This window comes from Streptomyces erythrochromogenes (assembly GCF_040684695.1).
GTDB classification, from domain to species: domain Bacteria; phylum Actinomycetota; class Actinomycetes; order Streptomycetales; family Streptomycetaceae; genus Streptomyces; species Streptomyces erythrochromogenes_C.
In genome coordinates, this window is sequence record NZ_JBFBGM010000004.1 from 268,254 (window position 1) to 287,326 (window position 19,073).

General features: G+C 72.6%; 22 protein-coding genes. 13 read left to right on the plus strand and 9 right to left on the minus strand.

The features are described 5' to 3' along the window. The first annotated feature begins 109 nt into the window (after positions 1–109). The 3 genes from AB0O53_RS10185 to AB0O53_RS10195 all read left to right on the plus strand — a co-directional run bounded on the left by AB0O53_RS10185 (position 110) and on the right by AB0O53_RS10195 (position 1,624). Entirely contained in the window at positions 110–703 is a 594-nt protein-coding gene (locus tag AB0O53_RS10185) for a GNAT family N-acetyltransferase (protein WP_350987954.1), read from the plus strand. 99 nt (positions 704–802) lie between these two features. Beyond that, positions 803–1,387, plus strand: coding sequence for a dihydrofolate reductase family protein (locus tag AB0O53_RS10190; RefSeq protein ID WP_350987953.1), 585 nt, complete (start codon positions 803–805; stop codon positions 1,385–1,387). A gap of 36 nt (positions 1,388–1,423) precedes the next feature. Next, positions 1,424–1,624, plus strand: a complete 201-nt coding sequence (locus tag AB0O53_RS10195) for a hypothetical protein (protein ID WP_350987952.1) — start codon at positions 1,424–1,426, stop codon at positions 1,622–1,624. A 1-nt stretch (position 1,625) separates the two neighbouring features. On the opposite strand, the gene snpA is transcribed toward AB0O53_RS10195, so the two are convergent. Further along, the gene (gene snpA, locus AB0O53_RS10200) at positions 1,626–2,294 is read right to left on the minus strand and encodes a snapalysin (protein ID WP_350987951.1); all 669 of its coding nucleotides are present in this window, start codon (positions 2,292–2,294) and stop codon (positions 1,626–1,628) included. Between the two features lie 210 nt (positions 2,295–2,504). On the opposite strand from snpA, the gene AB0O53_RS10205 reads away from it, so the two are divergent. Beyond that, positions 2,505–3,440, plus strand: a complete 936-nt coding sequence (locus AB0O53_RS10205) for a LysR family transcriptional regulator (RefSeq protein ID WP_350987950.1) — start codon at positions 2,505–2,507, stop codon at positions 3,438–3,440. 60 nt (positions 3,441–3,500) lie between these two features. On the opposite strand, the gene AB0O53_RS10210 is transcribed toward AB0O53_RS10205, so the two are convergent. Beyond that, positions 3,501–4,346 carry a hypothetical protein gene (locus AB0O53_RS10210; RefSeq protein WP_365194439.1) on the minus strand — a complete coding sequence of 282 codons (846 nt, stop codon included), beginning with the start codon at positions 4,344–4,346 and terminating at the stop codon, positions 3,501–3,503. A gap of 147 nt (positions 4,347–4,493) precedes the next feature. Here AB0O53_RS10210 and AB0O53_RS10215 point away from each other — a divergent pair, with 147 nt between their 5' ends. Beyond that, positions 4,494–5,435 (plus strand): DUF4097 family beta strand repeat-containing protein, encoded by a 942-nt coding sequence (locus AB0O53_RS10215; RefSeq protein WP_031151651.1) that lies wholly within the window; start codon positions 4,494–4,496, stop codon positions 5,433–5,435. Position 5,436: 1 nt separating this feature from the next. Continuing rightward, entirely contained in the window at positions 5,437–6,354 is a 918-nt protein-coding gene (locus AB0O53_RS10220) for a PadR family transcriptional regulator (protein WP_365194442.1), read from the plus strand. A gap of 91 nt (positions 6,355–6,445) precedes the next feature. On the opposite strand, the gene AB0O53_RS10225 is transcribed toward AB0O53_RS10220, so the two are convergent. From AB0O53_RS10225 to AB0O53_RS10240, 4 genes are all read right to left on the minus strand, one after another. Further along, the gene (locus AB0O53_RS10225) at positions 6,446–7,012 is read right to left on the minus strand and encodes a Clp protease N-terminal domain-containing protein (protein ID WP_365194445.1); all 567 of its coding nucleotides are present in this window, start codon (positions 7,010–7,012) and stop codon (positions 6,446–6,448) included. Then, positions 7,012–7,221, minus strand: a complete 210-nt coding sequence (locus AB0O53_RS10230; RefSeq protein WP_030013034.1) for a helix-turn-helix domain-containing protein — start codon at positions 7,219–7,221, stop codon at positions 7,012–7,014. The genes AB0O53_RS10225 and AB0O53_RS10230 overlap by 1 nt, the downstream gene beginning before the upstream one ends. Before the next feature lie 58 nt (positions 7,222–7,279). Further along, positions 7,280–8,242 carry a zinc-binding dehydrogenase gene (locus AB0O53_RS10235; RefSeq protein ID WP_350987947.1) on the minus strand — a complete coding sequence of 321 codons (963 nt, stop codon included), beginning with the start codon at positions 8,240–8,242 and terminating at the stop codon, positions 7,280–7,282. A 166-nt stretch (positions 8,243–8,408) separates the two neighbouring features. Beyond that, positions 8,409–9,611: an NAD(P)-dependent malic enzyme gene (locus tag AB0O53_RS10240; protein ID WP_031151655.1), complete on the minus strand. Its 1,203-nt coding sequence runs from the start codon at positions 9,609–9,611 to the stop codon at positions 8,409–8,411. 526 nt (positions 9,612–10,137) lie between these two features. On the opposite strand from AB0O53_RS10240, the gene AB0O53_RS10245 reads away from it, so the two are divergent. From AB0O53_RS10245 to AB0O53_RS10255, 3 genes are read left to right on the plus strand one after another with little or no spacing between them, the layout of a single operon-like run. Then, positions 10,138–11,100, plus strand: coding sequence for an ABC transporter substrate-binding protein (locus AB0O53_RS10245; protein ID WP_350987946.1), 963 nt, complete (start codon positions 10,138–10,140; stop codon positions 11,098–11,100). Between the two features lie 39 nt (positions 11,101–11,139). Beyond that, complete coding sequence (locus tag AB0O53_RS10250) at positions 11,140–12,081, plus strand: amino acid ABC transporter permease (RefSeq protein WP_060176759.1); 942 nt, start codon at positions 11,140–11,142, stop codon at positions 12,079–12,081. Then, the gene (locus tag AB0O53_RS10255) at positions 12,081–12,842 is read left to right on the plus strand and encodes an amino acid ABC transporter ATP-binding protein (RefSeq protein ID WP_350987945.1); all 762 of its coding nucleotides are present in this window, start codon (positions 12,081–12,083) and stop codon (positions 12,840–12,842) included. The genes AB0O53_RS10250 and AB0O53_RS10255 overlap by 1 nt, the downstream gene beginning before the upstream one ends. Positions 12,843–12,935: 93 nt before the next feature. On the opposite strand, the gene AB0O53_RS10260 is transcribed toward AB0O53_RS10255, so the two are convergent. Continuing rightward, positions 12,936–13,736, minus strand: coding sequence for a class I SAM-dependent methyltransferase (locus AB0O53_RS10260; protein ID WP_350987944.1), 801 nt, complete (start codon positions 13,734–13,736; stop codon positions 12,936–12,938). An 82-nt stretch (positions 13,737–13,818) separates the two neighbouring features. Here AB0O53_RS10260 and AB0O53_RS10265 point away from each other — a divergent pair, with 82 nt between their 5' ends. After that, positions 13,819–14,448: a CGNR zinc finger domain-containing protein gene (locus AB0O53_RS10265; RefSeq protein WP_350987943.1), complete on the plus strand. Its 630-nt coding sequence runs from the start codon at positions 13,819–13,821 to the stop codon at positions 14,446–14,448. Here AB0O53_RS10265 and sodX read toward each other — a convergent pair. Next, positions 14,352–14,774, minus strand: a complete 423-nt coding sequence (sodX, locus tag AB0O53_RS10270) for a nickel-type superoxide dismutase maturation protease (protein WP_350987942.1) — start codon at positions 14,772–14,774, stop codon at positions 14,352–14,354. The two genes, AB0O53_RS10265 and sodX, sit on opposite strands and share 97 nt — an antisense overlap. Before the next feature lie 171 nt (positions 14,775–14,945). Here sodX and sodN point away from each other — a divergent pair, with 171 nt between their 5' ends. Continuing rightward, positions 14,946–15,341 (plus strand): superoxide dismutase, Ni, encoded by a 396-nt coding sequence (sodN, locus tag AB0O53_RS10275; RefSeq protein ID WP_030036761.1) that lies wholly within the window; start codon positions 14,946–14,948, stop codon positions 15,339–15,341. 144 nt (positions 15,342–15,485) lie between these two features. Here the strand turns inward: sodN and AB0O53_RS10280 are convergent, their stop codons facing one another. After that, positions 15,486–15,671 carry a DUF6104 family protein gene (locus AB0O53_RS10280; RefSeq protein WP_010061466.1) on the minus strand — a complete coding sequence of 62 codons (186 nt, stop codon included), beginning with the start codon at positions 15,669–15,671 and terminating at the stop codon, positions 15,486–15,488. A gap of 133 nt (positions 15,672–15,804) precedes the next feature. Here AB0O53_RS10280 and AB0O53_RS10285 point away from each other — a divergent pair, with 133 nt between their 5' ends. Further along, on the plus strand, positions 15,805–17,973 hold the full coding sequence (locus tag AB0O53_RS10285) for a VMAP-C domain-containing protein (RefSeq protein ID WP_365194450.1): 2,169 nt from the start codon (positions 15,805–15,807) through the stop codon (positions 17,971–17,973). A gap of 61 nt (positions 17,974–18,034) precedes the next feature. Beyond that, positions 18,035–19,072: an AAA family ATPase gene (locus tag AB0O53_RS10290; protein ID WP_350987940.1), complete on the plus strand. Its 1,038-nt coding sequence runs from the start codon at positions 18,035–18,037 to the stop codon at positions 19,070–19,072. Position 19,073: the final 1 nt, after the last annotated feature.

Sequence of the window (19,073 nt, forward strand, 5' to 3'; positions counted from 1 at the left end):
GGGGAGGCCCGTTCCGGCACCGCACGGTGGCGGAACGGGCCTTACCGCATGGGCGCGCCAACTCTAGGATCACTGGCGGTTGTTGATCGTCGAGTGAAGGGTGTGACCAGTGGCGCTGGAGATACGTCAGGCGGATCAGTCGGACCGGGACGCGGTGGCGCGCCTGCTCGACGAGGCATTCCGCACCGACCCGGTGAGCGCTTGGGTCTTCCCGGACCCCGAGCACCGGGCCGCCGTGCACGGGAGGTTCCTGGGCGTCTTCGTGGACGTCGCGCTGGCCGAGGGCCGGATCGACTACGCGGTGGACGGTTCGGCGGCGGCGCTGTGGCTGCGGATCCCGGCGGGCGAGCCGGAGGGCGAGGACGAGGTCCCGGCGAAGATGCGGGCCGTGGCCGACCCGGACAACGAGCGGTGCGAACTGGTGGGGCGGCTGACGGGAGCGGTGCACCCGACGTCCGAGGAGCACGAGTACCTGCTGATGATCGCGGTCGACCCGGGCCGGCAGGGGGAGGGGCTGGGCACCGAGCTGATGCGGCCGGTGCTGGAGCGCTGCGACCGCGAGGGCGTGCCGGCGTACCTGGAGGCGAGCAGCGAGCGCAGCAAGGGGCTGTACGAACGGCTCGGCTGGGAGTTCACCGGCGAGGCGGTGCGTCTGCCGGACGGGCCGCTGATGTGGCCGATGTGGCGCAAGCCCAGGGGCTGACGGCCGCCGGGGGTGCGGGAGCTTGCGTAACCACTTCACCTGAAGTACTTTGCTCGGCGTGCCCCGGTGCGGTGGCACGGGCCGACGAAAGAGAATCGCTTGCGCAAGCTCACGTACTTCATCGCCACCACCGTCGACGGGTTCATCGGTGCCCCCGACGGCGACGGCGACTTCTTCTACAGCCACCTCGACGCAGAGTTCGTCGAGCACCTCAAGGCCGAGTACCCGGAGACCATCGCCGCCCAGGGGCGCGCGCAGCTCGGGATCGCCGACACCCCGCCGAAGCGCTTCGACGCGGTCCTCATGGGGCGCGCCACCTACGAGCCGGGCCTGAAGGCGGGCATGGCCAGCCCCTACGGCCACCTGCCCGAGCAGTACGTGGTCTCGCGCTCCCTCACCACCCCGCCCGACCCGCAGGTGCGGCTGATCAGCGGCGACGTGGCGGCCCGGGTCCGTGAGCTCAAGGCCCTCGACGGGCTCGGCATCTGGCTCTGCGGCGGCGCGGACCTGGCCACCCAGCTGATCGACGAGATCGACGAGTTCGTCGTCAAGACCTACCCGGTCCTCGCGGGCACCGGCATGCCGATGACGCGCGCCGGCTTCGGAGTGCGACCCCTGGAGCTCACCGGGGTCACCACCCTCGGCGGCGGCCAGATCGTCAGCACCTACGCCGTCCGGCGCTGACCCGCGGACATGCGAAAACCGGCCTACCGTGGAGGTATGGCCGGTGAACAGCAGCACGCGCACGAGACCGTGGCCCCGCAGGCCGGGCACGAACAGCAGACGTGCCCGGCGTGCGGGCTCCGCGTCGACACGGTGGTCAGGCGGCGCAAGTCACTCGGGGTCTTCATCCCGGTGTGGAGCCGGGGTCCCTGCCGGAACCCCGACTGCACGGACTACCTGGAGCGCGCGGGGCGGTGACTCAGCCCGCGGGGGCCAGCTCCTTCGTCCCCAGGCCGGAGGCGAAGCCGTTGGCCCACAGCTGGTTGACGCGCGACCGCTCGGCGGAGTTCGGGGTGGCGTTGGTGCACGAGGTGCCCGGGCCGCCGCCCGACATCAGCTCGCTGCACGGACCCGAGTAGTGGTCCGGCAGACCCAGCACGTGGCCGGTCTCGTGCGAGGTCACCCGGGTGGAGTTGTACTGCTGGTTCTGCCGGTAGTCGAGGAAGATGTAGCCCCGGCCGTGCCCGTCCGTGCTCGCGTAGGAGCCGCGCGAGTCGTTGCCCTCGCGGTAGGAGAAGTTCCCGCCGGAGGACACCTCCTGCAGCTTCACGTTGCTGACCGAGCTGTTCCAGATGCGGGTGGAATTGGCTATCTGGGTACGGAAGCTGGGCGCGCTGCGGGTGTTGTACGTGACGGTGACGGCGAGGGCGCCCGGGTTCGCGGCACGCTGCTCGGCGACCGAGCGCTGAACGGCCTCGAAGAACGCCTTGTTGGCGGCGGCGTTCTCCGGCGAACGCTCGTACGCCGCGAAGCTCGCGGCATTGCCGACGGGGGCGGGCGCGGCGGCGGCGGTGGGGACGGCGCCGAGGGTGGCGGCGAGACCGATGCCGACGGCGGTCGCCAGCAGGGCCTTACGGGAGTGGCGCATGTGGGGGAGCTCCTACTCATCCGGTGCGGTGGGGGGTGGGTCGTTCGGTACCGGAGTCTGCGGGAGCGGAACGGGTCGGCGGATGATGTCACTGGCCGATAGCACCGGCCTATCGGGAAGATTTCGACAGCCCAACTAGCGTGAGAATGGCGGGATTCGGGGGGCTATCGGTGGCTGGTGCGGTCCACGGGCCCGGCCTACCCTCGGGGCATGGAGCTTGAGGTCAGGCACCTGCGCGCGCTGTGCGCCATCGCCGACGCCGGCAGCCTGCACAAGGCCGCCCGGCAACTCGGCGTGAGCCAGCCCTCGTTGACGACCCAGTTGCGCCGTATCGAACGGGCCCTGGACGGCGAGCTGTTCCTGCGCGAGCGGACCGGCTGCCGGCCCACTCCTTTCGGCCGCACCGTACTGGGCCGGGCCCGGCCGCTTCTCGCCGACATGGCCGCGCTGGTGGCCGAGGCCCGCGCACAGGCCCACGGGCCGCGGCTGCGCATCGGCTCGACGGCCAGCCGGGCACTGCCGGGATGGCTGCGGCGCCTGCACCGGCGGCTGCCGGACACCGAGACCTCCCTCCTGGTGGACGTCTCGGCGAACGCGCTGCTCAGGATGGTCGCCGCGGGGCAGCTGGACGTGGCCTTCGTGCACGAGGTGGAGGGCAGCCCGCTGCGGGTGCCCGAAGGGCTCCAGACGCACGTGCTGATGGAGCGGGAGCCGCAGTTCGTCTCCATGCCGAGGGACCATCCCGCCGCGACCCAGGAGGTCGTCTCCTTACGGGACCTGGCCGCGGACCGCTGGGCGGTGGATCCGTCGGTCGACGGCGAATGGGACGGCCTGCGCAGGGTCTTCGCCGGGGCCGGGCTCGACCCGCCGGTGCTGCACACCGACTACCACACGGCCACCTCGCTGATCATCTCCGGCGAGGCGGTCGCGCCCTGCCAGCCGACGTCCGGGCCGCGCGAGGACATGGCGATCCGGCCGCTGTGCGGGGACCCCCTGGCCGTGCGGCTGCTCCTGGCGACCCGCCCCGGCGCGCACGCCGAGGTCTACGAGGACCTCCGCGCGGCCTACCGCGAGGCGGCCCTGCGCACGCCCCCGTACCGGGCCTGGCTGCACCACCACGCGAGCCCCCTGCTGGAAGCGGCCTGATCCCCTCCCGGAGGGTGGTTCCTTCCGGGAGGGCATCCGCTCCCGCAGAGCCTCCGCGGGTCAACTCCGGGCGCGCGCCCGGTCGTAGGCCAGCGAGAGCGCTCCCTGGGCCAGCAGGAAGGCACCCGCCGCGGCCCACGCGGGGCTGCGGCGCCGGGCCGCCCACACCAGGAGCGGAGCCCCCGCGGCGACGTGGGCCGCGCCCAGCCGCCGGGCCCTCGGGCCGCGGACCCACGGGCCCAGCGGGCCCGCCTCCGCCGCGTCGAGCCGGGCCCGCATGGCGTCGCTCCGGCCCGGCCGCTCCAGCTCCTCGACGCCCGGCGCCATCCGGGCCGCGCCCCGCAGCCGGTCGGCGGGCTCGCCCGGCGTCAGGCCGGGCGGCAGGGCCAGCCCGGCTCTGATCAGCAGCGCGGTCAGCGCGCGCAGCCGGTCCGGGCCATCCGTGTCCGGCCCGTCGGCGTCCGGCCCGTCCGCGTCCGGCCCGGAGCCGGGGCGGGTGAGCCGCTCCAGCTCCTCCAGGTCGAGTACGGGGTCCAGTCCCAGCCGCGCCGCCAGGGTCCGCATCGCATCGGGGTCGCCGCAGGCCCGCCCCGCCGCGTCCCACTCCTGGGAGACCGTCCTGCGGAAGCCGCCGGCCAGCGAGAAGCCGGCCCGGCCGCCCTCCCACCACAGGCCCAGCACCGGCCGGTCGGCGGCGACGGCGATCGCCGAACCCCAGCCGGAGAACACCTCGGCCGCGCCCTCCCCGCCCGTCAGCCACGGCTTGTCCTCGGGAACGAGCACGGTCCACGCGCCGGCCGGGGCGAGCAGCAGGCGTACGCGCAGCAGGTGCGCGGGGGAGCGGGCGGCGAGCGGTTCGGCACGGCAGAGGAGCATCCCGCCGGTCGGGGGTCCGGAAATTGACATGCTCACACGCTAAGGCAAATCACCCCCAAATGGCGGATTGCGACACGACGCTTGACTTCACCCGACCGCGATATATCGTGTTCTCAGAAGACGCGATATGTTGCGTGCGTCGAGCCTGTCCGTGAACGCACGAGGAGGATCAGCACCATGTCAGAGCAGTCGTCCCAGCCGTCGCGGTCGACGTGGCACTTCGCCGAGCCGCAGAAGCTCACCTTCGAGGAGCCGGTGACCGAGCTCCGCGTACGCGTCGTCAGCGGAACCGTGAACGTGGTCGCCGCCGAGGAGGGCCCGGCCCGCCTGGAGGTGACCGAGGTCGACGGTCCGCCCCTGTACGTGGTGCAGGAGGGCGGCACCCTCACCGTCTCCTACGAGGACGTGCCCTGGAACGGCTCCCAGGGCCTCAAGCAGTGGTTCGAGGACAAGCCCTGGAAGGCCTGGTCCGGTTCCTCCTCCTCCGGCCGCAAGGTGTGGGAGCGCCGCGCGGCGGTCACCCTCACCGTGCCCGCCGCCACCCGCGTCCACGTCGCCACGGTCGACGCCGCCGCCTTCGTGTCCGGGATCTCCGCCGAGACCGACGTCAAGGGGGTCTCCGGCGACGCCACGCTGGTCGGACTGTCCGGCCGGGTCAAGGCGCACACCGTCTCCGGCAGCGTCGAGGCCCAGTCCGTCACCGGCGACCTCGGCTTCCACTCGGTCTCCGGCGGCCTGACCGTCGTCGACGGCGCGGGCGTGAGCGTGCGTGCCGACTCGGTCAGCGGCGACATGCTGATCGACCTGGATCCCGGCCCGGACGCCGAGCGCCCCGTGGACATCGCCCTGAACTCCGTCTCCGGCCAGGTCGCCATCCGCCTCCCGCACCCGGCCGACGCCCGCGTCGAGGCCAACACCGCCACCGGCGGCGTCTCCAACGCCTTCGAGGACCTGCGGGTCTCCGGCCAGCTCGGCGCCAAGCGGATCACCGGCACCCTCGGCTCCGGCGCCGGCACCCTGCGGGCCACCACGGTCTCCGGCGGCATCGCCCTGCTGCGCCGCCCGCAGGCCGACCCCGACGCCCCCGCCCCGCTCGCGCTCGACAAGAAGGTGCTCTGAGATGCCGCCCGTCTTCGCCCACGGCCGCCTCCGCCTCTACCTGCTCAAGCTGCTGGACGAGGCGCCGCGCCACGGCTACGAGGTGATCCGCCTGCTGGAGGAGCGCTTCCAGGGCCTGTACGCCCCCTCGGCGGGCACGGTCTACCCGCGCCTGTCGAAGCTGGAGGCGGAGGGCCTGGTCACGTACGCCACCGAGGGCGGGCGCAAGGTGTACTCCATCACCGAGGCGGGCCGCGCCGAACTGGCCGACCGCAGCGGCGAGCTGGCCGACCTGGAGCTGGAGATCCGCGACTCGGTCAGCGAACTGGCCGCCGAGATCCGCAGCGACGTCCGGGGCGCGGCGGGCGACCTGCGGCGCGAGATGCGGGCGGCGGCCTCCGCGTCGGCGACCCGGGTGGGCGAGGACGACTCCTGGAAGGCGGCCAAGGAGGAGCTGCGCAAGGCCAGGCAGGAATGGAAGGAGCAGGCCCGCCGGGCGAAGGACGAGAGCCGCAGGGCCCGCGAGGAGGCGCAGACCGCCCGTCGCCAGGCCAAGGAGGCCCAGGACCGGGCCCGCGAGGAGGTCCAGCGCATCGCGGGGCAGCTCCAGGAGCAGTTCGCCAAGTCCGGCGGAGTCCTGGGCGGTCTGGCCGGTGCCTGGCTCGGCGGCGGCACCCAGGGCGCCGGAGCGCCGGGCGGGTCCGACGCGTCGGGCAGGTCCGGAGCGGCGGACGCGGGCCCGGTGCCGGACTGGGCCGCGGACCTGACGCCGACCGGCGATCCGGCCCGTGACCTGGACCGGCTCCTGGACCGCTTCCGCGACGAGGTGCGCGACGCCGCGCGGGACCAGGGGGTGACCGCGGCCCGGGTGGCCGAGGCCCGCGACCACCTCGCGGCCGCCGCCGCCCGGCTGGGAACCACGTTCGCCCCCAGGCCGTAGCCCAGCCGTCCCACGGCCGCCGGGGCTCCGCCCCGGACCCCGCGCCTCAAACGCCGGCGAGGCTGGAGGGTGCGGGAGCGGTCCCGGTCCGTCAGTCGCGGGTCTCGGCCGTCGCGTACGTGATGCCGTGGTCCGCCAGGACCTCGGAGACCGTGCCGGGATGCGAGAGCAGGGCCAGCAGCAGGTGCAGGGTCCCGATGTGGCGGTCCTTGCGGCCCAGCGCGATGCGCAGGGACTGCTCCAGCACCTTCTTCGAGCCCTCCGTGAAGGGGACGTGGCGGCTGCCGCCGCCGTCGTCCGCCTCGGCCCGGCCCAGGGCCGAGCGGAGCGAGGAGCCCAGCGTCCGGCGGCGCGGCGCGGGCGCCGCGAGGACGCCCTCGCCGTGGGTCTCCTCGATCCGGGAGACGATCTCGGTGAGGTCGATGCCGAGCCCGGCCAGGGCCTCCTCGTCCGCCCGGGACATGCCGCCCCGGCGGCGGGCCGCCGCGAGATCGGCGGCCACCGCCGCCCGGTCCACGCCGAGGGGGTCCAGGGCGCCCAGGGCCAGCAGGGAGAGCAACAGGTGCTCCTCGGTGACGGTGGCGGCCCGGGCCTGCCGGGCCTCGGCCACCGCCCCGGTCACGGTCGACCGGGCCTCACGGGTGAAGCGTTCGAACATCACAGCCTCCCGTACTTCTTGTGCACGGCCTGCCGGCTCACGCCGAGCTCGGCCGCGATCTCCTGCCAGGACCAGCCCTGCGCGCGGGCGCTGCGCACCTGTACGGCCTCCAGCTGCTCCAGCAGCCTGCGGAGGGCGGCCACGGCGCGCAGGCCCACGCGCGGGTCCCGGTCTCCGGCCCGCTCGGCGAGATCAGTGGCTTCGGTCATGCATGTCAATGTAGGTTGACGCGGGAGGCTCGTCAACCCCGGTTGACACGGGTGGCGGTCAGGGCTTGAGGACGATCTTGCCGAAGAGGTCGCCCGACGCCAGCTTCTCGAAGCCCTCGCGCGCCCGGTCCAGCGGCAGGACCTCGTCGATCACCGGCCGCAGCCCGGTCGCGGCGCAGAAGGCGAGGAGGTCCTCCAGCTCGTCCTTCGAGCCCATCGTCGAGCCGACCACCTTCAGCTCCAGGAAGAAGATCCGCGTCAGCTCGGCGTGCGCCGGGCGGTCGCCGCTCGTGGCGCCGGAGATCACCAGGGTGCCGCCGGGGCGAAGGGACTTCACCGAGTGGGACCAGGTGGCGGCGCCCACGGTCTCGATCACCGCGTCCACCCGCTGCGGCAGCCGCGCACCCGGCTCGAACGCCTCCACCGCGCCGAGCTCCACAGCCCGCTTGCGCTTGGCCTCGTCACGGCTGGTGGCGAACACCCGCAGCCCCGCCGCCTTGCCGAGGGCGATCGCGGCGGTCGCCACCCCGCCGCCGGCGCCCTGCACCAGGACGGAGTCCCCGGGGCGCACCCCGGCGTTGGTGAACAGCATCCGGTACGCGGTCAGCCACGCCGTCGGAAGGCAGGCGGCCTCCTCGAAGGACAGCTCGGCGGGCTTGCGCAGGACGTTCCAGGCGGGCACGGTCACCTGCTCGGCGAAGGTCCCCTGGTAGCGCTCGGTCAGGATCGAGCGGGGCTCGTCCGGGCCGACCCCGTGGCCGCTCTGGCCGATCACGGAGTGCAGGACGACCTCGTTGCCGTCCTGGTCGATCCCGGCCGCGTCGCAGCCGAGGATCATCGGGAGGCTCTCCTCGCCGAGGCCCACCCCGCGCAGCGACCACAGGTCGTGGTGGTTGAGGGAGGCGGCCTTGACGTTCACGGTCACCCAGCCGGGACGGGCCTCGGGGGCGGGGCGGTCGCCCAGCACAAGGCCGTTCAGCGGCTGGTCACGGTCGATTCGGGCGGCATAGGCAGCGAACATGCGGCGACGCTACCGCTCGGTAGGTCCCCGGTTCCAGACCTCCGGCGAGCGTGCCGGTGAGGCCTTCGTCGCACCGGGGCGCCCGCCCGGGCCGGGCCGCCTACGCGAAGAGGCCCGGCCGGAGGGGATCCGGTCGGGCCTCTTCGCGTACTGCTCGGGTCCGTGATCAGACCAGGCGGGCCACGCCGTCGGCCTTGGCCGCGGCGGCGACGGCCGCGGCGACGGCCTCCGCGACGCGCTCGTCGAACGGCGAGGGGATCACGTAGTCGGCGGCGAGCTCGTCACCGACGACACCGGCGATGGCGTCGGCGGCGGCGATCTTCATGCCCTCGGTGATCCGGGTGGCGCGCACCTTGAAGGCACCCGCGAAGATGCCCGGGAACGCCAGCACGTTGTTGATCTGGTTCGGGAAGTCCGAACGGCCCGTGGCCACGACCGCCGCGTACTTGTGCGCGACGTCCGGGTGGACCTCCGGGTTCGGGTTGGCCATCGCGAAGACGAACGCGTCCTTCGCCATGGTGGCCACCGCCTCCTCGGCGACGGAGCCGCCGGAGACGCCGATGAACACGTCCGCGCCGGCCAGGGCCTGCTCCAGCGAGCCGGTCTGGCCCGTCTTGTTGGTCAGGCCCGCGATCTCCGCCTTGACGTCCGTCAGGTCGGAGCGGTCCGCGGACACGACGCCCTTGCGGTCGGTGACGCAGACGTCGCCGATGCCCGCGTCCACCAGGATCTTGGCGATGGCGATGCCCGCCGCGCCCGCGCCCGCGATCACGGCGCGCAGGTCGCCGAGGGTGCGACCGGTGAGCTTGGCGGCGTTGCGCAGGGCGGCCAGCGTCACGATGGCCGTGCCGTGCTGGTCGTCGTGGAAGATCGGGATGTCCAGCGCCTCCTGGAGGCGCCGCTCGATCTCGAAGCAGCGGGGCGCGGAGATGTCCTCCAGGTTGACCCCGCCGAAGGACGGCGCCAGACGGATGACCGTCTCGACGATCTCGTCCGTGTCCTTGGTGGCCAGCGCGATCGGGACCGCGTCGACACCACCGAACTGCTTGAAGAGGATGGCCTTGCCCTCCATCACGGGGAGGGAGGCTTCCGGGCCGATGTCACCGAGGCCGAGCACGGCCGTGCCGTCGGTGACGACGGCGACCACGTTCGACTTCCAGGTGTACTCGTTCACCAGCTCCGGCTGCTCGGCGATGGCGGTGCACACCTTCGCCACGCCGGGGGTGTACGCCAGGGACAGGTCGTCCTTGTCGTTCACCGGAACGGTCGCCTGGATGGCCATCTTGCCGCCCCGGTGCAGTGCGAACACCGCGTCCGGGTTGTTGTCCGTAGCACTGTCGCTGCGAGGGTTGACGATCTCCGCTGCCACTTCGTGTGACCCCTTAATTCCTTTTGTTCGTTGAGGGTGGCCACTCCTGGTTAAGGGGTGGGCGGGCACCGCGTCCGTACTCCGCATCGACGGTTGGCCCGTCTCCGCGGAGGGGAGGTTCGTACGCGCGGGCGCGCCGCACGCGCGCCCTGAGCCCCGGATGAGGGGTGTAAGGATCTGTTCTACCCGAAGAACACTCGCTCAGACGAGTCGATTCCGGCTCAACCGTAGGCCACCTGCCCGCCTTTTGGCGAAAAGTCCAAACCTTCCCGTCCGGTGGGCGAGACGCCCCGGAGAAACTGCGCTCAAAAGGCCTGGTCACGGCAGTATCTACGGCCTCGAACCCCCTTGCCCGCAGTCCTGTTGGCCTACCCCGGTCGCCCGTTATGCGATTTTGACCTGACGGGCACCCTGAATGTCTCAGTCCGAATGGCAAGATGCCGTAATCACACAAGGTCGCGACACTCGATGGTGCGTGTCCGACCGTTTTTCGTTGCTTTTCCACCAGTGCCGGAGGAACCAAGCCATGACCGCTAGCACCACCCGTCGTACGACCGCCGCACGGTCCCGGATCGCCGCGGTCGGCGCGATCGCGGTCGCCGGCGCCCTGATCCTCACCGGCTGTGGCGACCAGACCGACAAGGCGACCTCGACCCCGTCGGGTGCGGCGAACAACAGCAGCGCGCCGCTCTTCTCGAAGCTCCCGAAGAAGATCCAGGACGCCGGTGTGATCAAGGTCGGCACCGACGCGACCTACGCGCCGATGGAGTTCACCGAGGGTGGCAAGATCGTCGGCGTCGACCCCGACGTGGCCGCCGCCCTGAGCAAGCAGCTCGGCGTCCAGTTCAAGTTCGAGTCGGGCACCTTCGACACGCTGATCGGCAGCATGCAGACCGGCCGCAGCGACCTGGTCATGTCCTCCCTCACCGACACCAAGGCCCGTCAGGAGGGCCTGGACGACAAGGGCGCCAAGACCGGTGCCGGCGTCGACTTCGTCGACTACTTCTCCGCCTCGACCGGCATCCTGGTCAAGAAGGGCAACCCGCAGGGCATCAAGACCCTCGACGACCTGTGCGGCAAGACGGTCGCCGTCCAGCGCGGCACCACGTACGAGGAGTCCGCGAAGACCCAGGCCGAGAAGTGCAAGACGGACGGCAAGGGCGAGCTCAAGGTCGAGTCCTTCCCGACCGACGCCGAGGCCCAGACCCGCGTGAAGGCCGGTGGCGCCGCCGCCGACCTGAACGACTCCCCGGTCGCCGCGTACATCGCGCAGACCGCCGGCGGCGGCAACGACTTCGAGGCCATCGCCAACCCGACCGACGCCGGCCTCTTCGGCATCGCGGTGGACAAGAAGAACACCGAGCTGCGCGACGCGCTCAAGGAAGCCCTCGACGCGATCATCAAGGACGGCACCTACAAGGCCGCTCTGGACAAGTGGAACGCGGGCTCCGGCGCCGTCACCGAGGCCAAGATCAACGCCGGTTCCTGACCTCCGCGTACCACCGCAGCACACTGAAGGGCAGTCACTGTGACTGACAAGCTCGACAAGGACCCGGGTCCGGCGGACACCCCGCCGGCCGGTTCCGTCCCCCCCGAGGCGATCCGTGCCATCCCGGTCCGCCACTACGGCCGCTGGATCAGTGCCGTGGTCGTCATCGGTCTGGTCGTGGCGCTCATCGTCGCCTTCTCCCAGGGCAACGTGCGCTGGGCGACCGTGCCGGAGAAGCTGTTCGACCCCTCGATCCTCCGAGGCGTCGTCAACACGATCTGGATCAGCGTCACCGCCATGGCCCTGGGCCTGGCGCTCGGCGTCCTGTTCGCGGTCATGCGCCTCTCGAAGAACCCGGTGACCAGCACCATCGCCTGGTTCTACATCTGGCTCTTCCGCGGCACCCCGGTGTACGTCCAGCTCCTCATCTGGTTCAACCTCGCCCTGATCTTCCCGATCCTGAACCTCGGGTTCTACAAGGACGAGATGACCCAGGTCATGACGCCGTTCCTGGCCGCCCTGCTGGGTCTGGGCCTCAACGAGGGCGCGTACATGGCGGAGATCGTCCGGGCCGGCATCCAGTCGGTCGACGAGGGCCAGACCGAGGCCTCGCACGCGCTGGGCATGACCCGGACGCAGACCATGCGCCGCGTCGTCCTGCCGCAGGCCATGCGGGTGATCGTGCCTCCGACGGGCAACGAGTTCATCAACATGCTCAAGACGTCGTCGCTCGTCGTCGCCGTGCAGTACTTCGACCTGCTGCGCGCCGCGCAGGACATCGCCTCGACCTCCTTCGCGGTCATGGAGATGTTCTTCGTCGCCTCGATCTGGTACCTGGCGCTGACCAGCGTGTTCAGCGTCGGCCAGTACTACCTGGAGCGCCGCTACGCCCGTGGCGCGCTCCGGACCCTGCCGCCCACGCCGCTGCAGAAGATCAAGGCGAAGCTGTCCAGCTTCTCGAACAGCAAGGCGGTGGCCTGATGACTGCCATGGTGAAGGCCGAGGGCGTCCACAAGTCCTACGGTGCGGCGCACATCCTCAAGGGCATCGACCTGGAGGTCGCTCCGCGTGAGGTCTTCTGCCTGGTCGGCCCGTCCGGCTCCGGCAAGTCGACCTTCCTGCGGTGCATCAACCACCTGGAGCAGATCAACGCCGGACGGCTGTACGTCGACGGGGACCTCGTCGGCTACCGCCAGAAGGGCGACAAGCTCTACGAGCTGAAGGACAGCGAGGTCGCGGCCCAGCGCCGGGACATCGGCATGGTCTTCCAGCGCTTCAACCTCTTCCCGCACATGACGGCCATAGAGAACGTCATGGAAGCCCCGGTCATGGTCAAGGGCGAGTCCAAGGCCGTGGCCCGCGAGCGCGCCATCCGCCTCCTGGACCGGGTGGGCCTGGGGGAGAAGGGCGGGAACTACCCCTCCCAGCTCTCCGGCGGCCAGCAGCAGCGCGTGGCGATCGCCCGCGCGCTGGCCATGGAGCCGAAGCTGATGCTCTTCGACGAGCCCACCTCGGCCCTGGACCCCGAGCTGGTCGGTGACGTCCTGGACGTCATGCGGGACCTCGCCGAATCGGGCATGACCATGATCGTGGTCACCCACGAGATGGGCTTCGCCCGCGAGGTCGGCGACAACCTCGTCTTCATGGACGGCGGCGTCGTCGTCGAGTCGGGCCACCCCCGCGAGGTACTGGGCAACCCCCAGCACGAGCGCACCAAGGCGTTCCTCTCCAAGGTGCTGTAGTCGGGACCGGCGGACGCGGCCGAGGGGCGGTACGGATTCCCGTACCGCCCCTCGGTCTTGCCGCGCCCCGGTTCCGCCGCCGTTGCGGATTCCCTACTTCAGACCTAGGACCAGCGCGTCGGAGGGCGAGCGCCAGACCGTACGGGCCTCCGCGAAGCCCGCGGCGCGCAGGGTCTCGGCGTGCCAGGCCGCGGAGGGGGTGTCGCCGTCGGCGTGCTCCCCGTAGATCTCGAAGCGGCGGGCGGTCGGCTCGGCCAGCGCCGGGTCGGCGGCGGCCAGGGCCCACCACTCGCGCCAGTCCACCGCCCCCGCCTCCTTGGCCCGGTCCATGCCGGCGTGCCGGTGAGCGCGCTCGGCGGCGTTGATGCGCGGGGTGGCCGGGTCGGGCATGTGGTCGGCGTTCATGAACGCCCCGCCGGGGACCAGCAGCGGCGCGAGCTGCCCGTACAGCACCGCCAGGTCCTTGCTGTGCAGCCAGTGCAGGGCGGTGGCGGTCAGGATGACGTCGTAGCCCTCGCGGCCGCCGTGGGGGAGGGCCGAGCGCCAGTCGGGGTCCTTGAGGTCGGCGGTCACGAACGAGACCCGCCCGTCCCCCGAGAAGTGGCCCCGGGCGATGGTCAACAGCGCGGGGTCGAGATCGACGCCCGTACTGGTGGCTCCCGGGAACCGCTTGAGGACGCGGTCCGTAATACTTCCCGTACCGCATGCGAGATCCAGCACCCGGGGGGTGGATCCCACCAGTGCCTCGACCATGTCCAGCATCACCCGGAACCGCTCCTCGCGGTCGGGCATGTACCACTCCTGCTGGCGGTCCCAGCTGTCCTGCCAGGCCTGCCAGTCGGTACCGGTCCGCCCCGCGTCGGTCGTGTCCGCCGTGTCCGTCGCATCCGCCATCCCGAACCCCTCCCTACGTAATACCCTCGAAGACGTCTCAGCTGTTACGAGAGACACTAATCCGCAGCCGTAAGGACTACAAGTGGAACTGGCCCATTACTCGGACTTCGCCGTGCGCCTGGTCAACACCGAGGAGCCGGCCCGCAACAAGGACGCGCTCACTTCGGTGGACGCCGTCCGCGCCCTGTTCGGCGCCAGCCAGCAGATGGCCCGCCGCGTCACGGACACCGACATCACCCGCTTCCGCAACGTGCGCGGCCGGCTGCGGGCCGTCTTCGAGGCCGCCGACGGCGGCGACCACGTCCTCGCGGTCGACCTGCTGAACTCGCTGCTCATGGAGTTCCCCGTCAGCCCCCAGGTCTCCGGCCACGAGACCCTCGACGACGACGGCCGCCCCGACTGGCACATCCACCTCGCCGAGCACCCCTCGAACGCCTCGGCCGGCTACGCCGCCATGGCCGCCATGGGCCTGGCCTTCGCCCTCACCGAGCACGGCCCCGACCGCCTCGGCCTCTGCCAGGCCGCGCCCTGCCGCAACGCCTACCTCGACACCTCCACCAACCGCTCCCGGCGGTACTGCTCCGACCGCTGCGCCACCCGGGCGAACGTGGCCGCCTACCGCGCCCGCAAGCGGCTGGAGGCCGAGGCGTCGGCCCGCAGCACGCGCAGCGACGAGGCCGCCCAGGACAACCGGGCCCTCAGCGAGCGCTGATCCTCCTCGCGCGGCCGGAACCGCAGGACCGCCGTCGCCAGCACCAGCTCGCCGGGCACCGCCCCGTAGACGGTGCTGTCGCCGGTCTCGTTGTACGGGTTGTCGCCCAGCACCCACCAGGAGCCGCCGGGCCGCCGCTCCACCGCGCGCTTGACCACGAGCAGGTCCTGCTGGAACGGGTGGCGCAGCACCACGATGTCGCCCGGCCGGACGGCGGCCCCGTACCGGACCACGAGCCGGTCCCCGTCCAGCAGCGTGGGCACCATCGACGGGCCCGTCACCTCCACCACCTCGAACCGCCTGCGCGGGCGGGCGCTCTCCACCATCCGTGTCCTCCTCGTCACTCCCGCATGCTGCCGCACGGCTCCGTACATTCGCTCACCGGTCCGGCCGTGACCCTGGACTTTTGTCCTAAGCCCACGGGGGCGCCCGCGAAATCCGGTTCCCCAGCGAGTAATGTCCCCCCTTGAGAAGACGATCACGAGGAGGACAACTCCATGCTTTCCCGCCTCTTCGCCCCCAAGGCGAAGGTCTCCGCCCACTGCGATCTGCCGTGCGGCGTGTACGACCCTGCCCAGGCCCGCATCGAGGCCGAGTCCGTCAAGGCCGTGCAGGAGAAGTACCAGGCCAACGACGACGCCGACTTCCGCGCGCGCGCCATCACCATCAAGGAGCAGCGCGCCGAGCTCGCCAAGCACCACGTCTCGGTGCTGTGGAGCGACTACTTCAAGCCGCCGCACTTCGAGAAGTACCCGCAGCTGCACACCCTGGTCAACGACACCCTGAAGGCCCTCTCGGCCGCCAAGGCGTCGAACGACCCGGCGACCGGCCAGAAGGCCCTCGACCTCATCGCCGAGATCGACCGCATCTTCTGGGAGACCAAGGCCGCCTGAGCCTTGCCCACCGCGCAGAGGGGCCCGTCCGCAGCAGCGGACGGGCCCCTCCGGCGTACCGGACACGTGCGGGTGTCCCCGATTCGGGTGTCGCCGATTCGGCCAAAACCCGACCGCCCTCGTCGGCGGGCGGGACCGGCCGGACTACTCGTCCTCGTCGTCCTCGTCGTCCAGCCGGGCCAGCCAGGTGGCCAGGCGCTCCACCGGGACCTCGAAGTCCGGGTTCAGGTCGACGAAGGTGCGCAGCTGCTCGGCGAGCCACTCGAAGGTGACCTCCTCCTCGCCGCGCCGCTTCTCCAGCTCCTCGATGCCGCGATCGGTGAAGTACAAGTCGGGCTCCGTGCCGTGATGTGGATGTGCAGGGGGTGTTTCCCGCCAGGATAATCCGCGGCGCCCGGGAGACCTCCCGTGCCCGGTGCCGCCGACGCTAGCCTGGACGTCCGACGAGCGGGCGGGGGCGTGGATGACCGACGGGCGCACGACCGGGACGGCGCGCGCCTTCGAGCTCCTCGAACCCCTCGTCCAGGCGGCGACCGTACGCGTCCACGCCCCGCCGGGCGGGTATGACAACCCCGGCAGCCATCGGACCGGTCCCACGTGGGGGAGCGGTTTCTTCATCGCCCCCGGCTGGGTCCTGACGTGCGCGCACGTGGTCGGCGAAGGGGGTGCCGCCGTGCGTCTGACAGGCCGCGAGGTCGGCATCACCTTCCACTCCGGCAGACCCCGCCGCGGCGGACCCGGCCCGGCCGGGGCCGTCACCGGAACCGTCACCGGGCGCGTGGAGTGCGTACTGCCCGAGCGCCTGGAGGAACGGCGGCCCGGCCGGCACGCCCTGTGGGACCTGCCCGACCTCGCGCTGGTCCGGGTCCTGGCCCCGGTCTCCCACGCCTGCGTCTGGCTCACCGACCGCTCCCGGCCGCGCTTCGACGAGGTCGCCTACTTCGGCTGCACCGAGGACCTCGGCACACCCGAGATCACCGGCCGCACCACCAGGCTGCGCGGCAGCGCGGGCAACGGCGCCGCCATCCGGCTCGCCGACGACGACGAGATCGACCCCGGCATGTCCGGCGGGCCCGTCGTGGACCTGGCCCGCGGCGAGGTCGTCGGCGTCGTCAAGGCCCGCCGGCAGACGGGCGGCGGCGGACTCGCCGTCTCCGTCGTGCAGTTGCGCACCCTGCCGACGGCCGCGCGCGGGCAGGTCGGGCTCTACCGCCGGATCATGCAGGCCCACGACCTGTACCACTACGACCGGCACCTCAGCGACCTCGACAACCGCCGCACCTGGACCGACGTGCACGGCGAACTCCCGCCGCAGGAGCGCGACCCGTACGGCGGCCGCGGCCGACTGACCCCCGGCGAACGCACCACCCTGTACGGGCTCCTGGCCGAACTGCCCCCGCCGAGCTCCTCCGAGGCCGTACGCGCCCTGGTCGAGTCCGTCCGCGGCGAGGAACCGGACCCGCAGCCGCCGGCCCCGCTGAGCTGGCGCGACGGACTGGGCCTGCTGCACGACCCGCCCGGCGGGACCGGCGAGGCCGCGACCATGCTCCGCTACGCCACCGACGTCAGCGTGGCCGACTACCGCGAACCCCCGACGCCGGGCGCGGACGAGGAACTGTGGGACTGGGTACGGGCCACGGCCGAGCGGCTCTGGCGGCCCCTGCGGCGCGAACTCGGCGAGCGCCGCGAACGGGGCCTCGCCGAGCGGGAGGGCCGCCGCCGGGCCTCGGCCGGGCGGGCCGCGGCAGGACCGGCCCGGCGGGCCGGCGGACTGCCGCCCGGCGCCTCGGTCCTGCTGGAGGTGTGGGCGCACGGCTGGGAGCACCTCTACGACTGGCGGGTCTCCGTGCTGGCGGGCCCGGCCCACCCCGGGCGGCTGACCCCCGTGGACTCCGGCGTACGGGCCACCGTGGCGGACCTGCCGGAGCGGCTGCGGGCCCCGCTCGCCGAGGCCTTCCGGCGGTGCGACACCCACGTGGCGGCGGCCCTGCTCGAAGTGGCCGTCGCCCCCGAACTGTTCGGGCTGCCGGTGGAGGAGTGGGTGGTGGCCGGCGGGGTACCGCTGGGCGTGCAGCGGCCGGTGGTGCTGCGCCACCCCGGCGACCCGGACGGCTACGGCCCGTGCACGCACCCGGGCGGTCCGGACGCCCACGTCCCGCAGCCCCATCCGGCGGACCACGAGGGCAGCCGGGCCGCCGCCCGGTGGGCCCGGGTCCAGGCGGGACCGCTCCAGGACGAACGGGCCGACTGCGCGGGCGGCCGCCCGCGCGCGCCCTCCGCCGCATGGCTGTCCGGCCTGCCCGACAACACCGTCCCGGTGCACTGCCGGACCGCCGACCAGGAGCCCACGCTGGGATCCCTGCACGCCGTACGGGACGCCGGCTACGGGGTGGCCGTGACCCGCAGGCCGCCCCCGGACCCGGGGGCGTCGTGCGCGCCGTTCCACCGCGGGCTGCGGGAGGAACTGGCCGACGCGGGCGGAGCCGAGGTGCTGCCGCTGCGGTTCCAGACGTTGCGGGGACGGGCGTACGGGGCGGACCCCGACGCCTACTGGGCCGCGGGGGCGGGGCTGGTGTGGGAGGACCCGGCGCGGCCGCTGCCGGACGTCGAGCCGCTCCACGGCGACCTGTGACGGCGCCCGGCGGCAGTGCCAGGCGTCGCGCCCGGCGGATTCGAGGGAGGGAACACGCACCATGAACGACGACTGGCTCATCTACCGCGGGATCGGCGAGCCCCACGACGGCATCGACGCCCTGCCCGACCCGCCGCCCTGGCGCGACTTCGACGGCGGGCCCGTCGTCGAGCCCGGCCCCGCGGCGGCGGCCGCCGAGGGCAACGTCGCCCGCCGGCTCGGAGCCCACCGGCAGGCCGCCGAACTGCACCGGCCGGAGCCGGAGGAGCTGGAAGCGATCAACGCGGCGCTGTACCTGCGTCGGCCGCTGCTCGTGACCGGCTTCCCCGGAACCGGGAAGTCCACCCTCGCGCACTCCGTCGCCCACGAGCTGAAGCTGGGCCGGGTACTGCGCTGGCCGGTGGTCTCCCGGACCGTGCTCCAGGACGGGCTCTACCGCTACGACGCCCTCGCCCGGCTCCAGGACGTGCAGCTCGCGGCCGGCGGCGCGGGGGCGGCCGGCGGGGCGCCCGGCACGCCGCCCGGCGCCGTCCCCGCCATCGGGAAGTACATCCGGCTCGGGCCCCTGGGCACCGCCCTGCTGCCCACCGCACGGCCCCGCGTGCTCCTCGTCGACGAACTCGACAAGAGCGACATAGACCTCCCCAACGACCTCCTGAACGTCCTGGAGGAAGGGGAGTTCGCCCTCCCCGAGCTGGAGCGCGTCGCCGACACCGAGCCCGAGGTCGAGGTCCTCACCGACGACGGGACGAAGGCCACCGTGCGGGGTGGCCGCATCCGCTGCCGGTCCTTCCCGTTCATCATCCTGACCAGCAACGGCGAACGGGACTTCCCCGCAGCCCTGCTGCGGCGCTGCATCCAGCTCAAACTCGGCCAGCCCGGCGAGAAGCGGCTGGCCACCATGGTCCGCGCCCACCTCGGGGAGGAGGCCGCCCGGCTCGGAGGCGACCTGATCCGCGAGTTCCTCGGCCGCTCCCAGTCCGAACTGGTCGCCGCCGACCAGCTCCTCAACGCCGTCTACCTCACCCACTACGCCTCCCCGGCGACCCGGGAGGACCTCGCCGACCTGCTCATCCAGCGCCTCGACCGCCCGAGGTGAG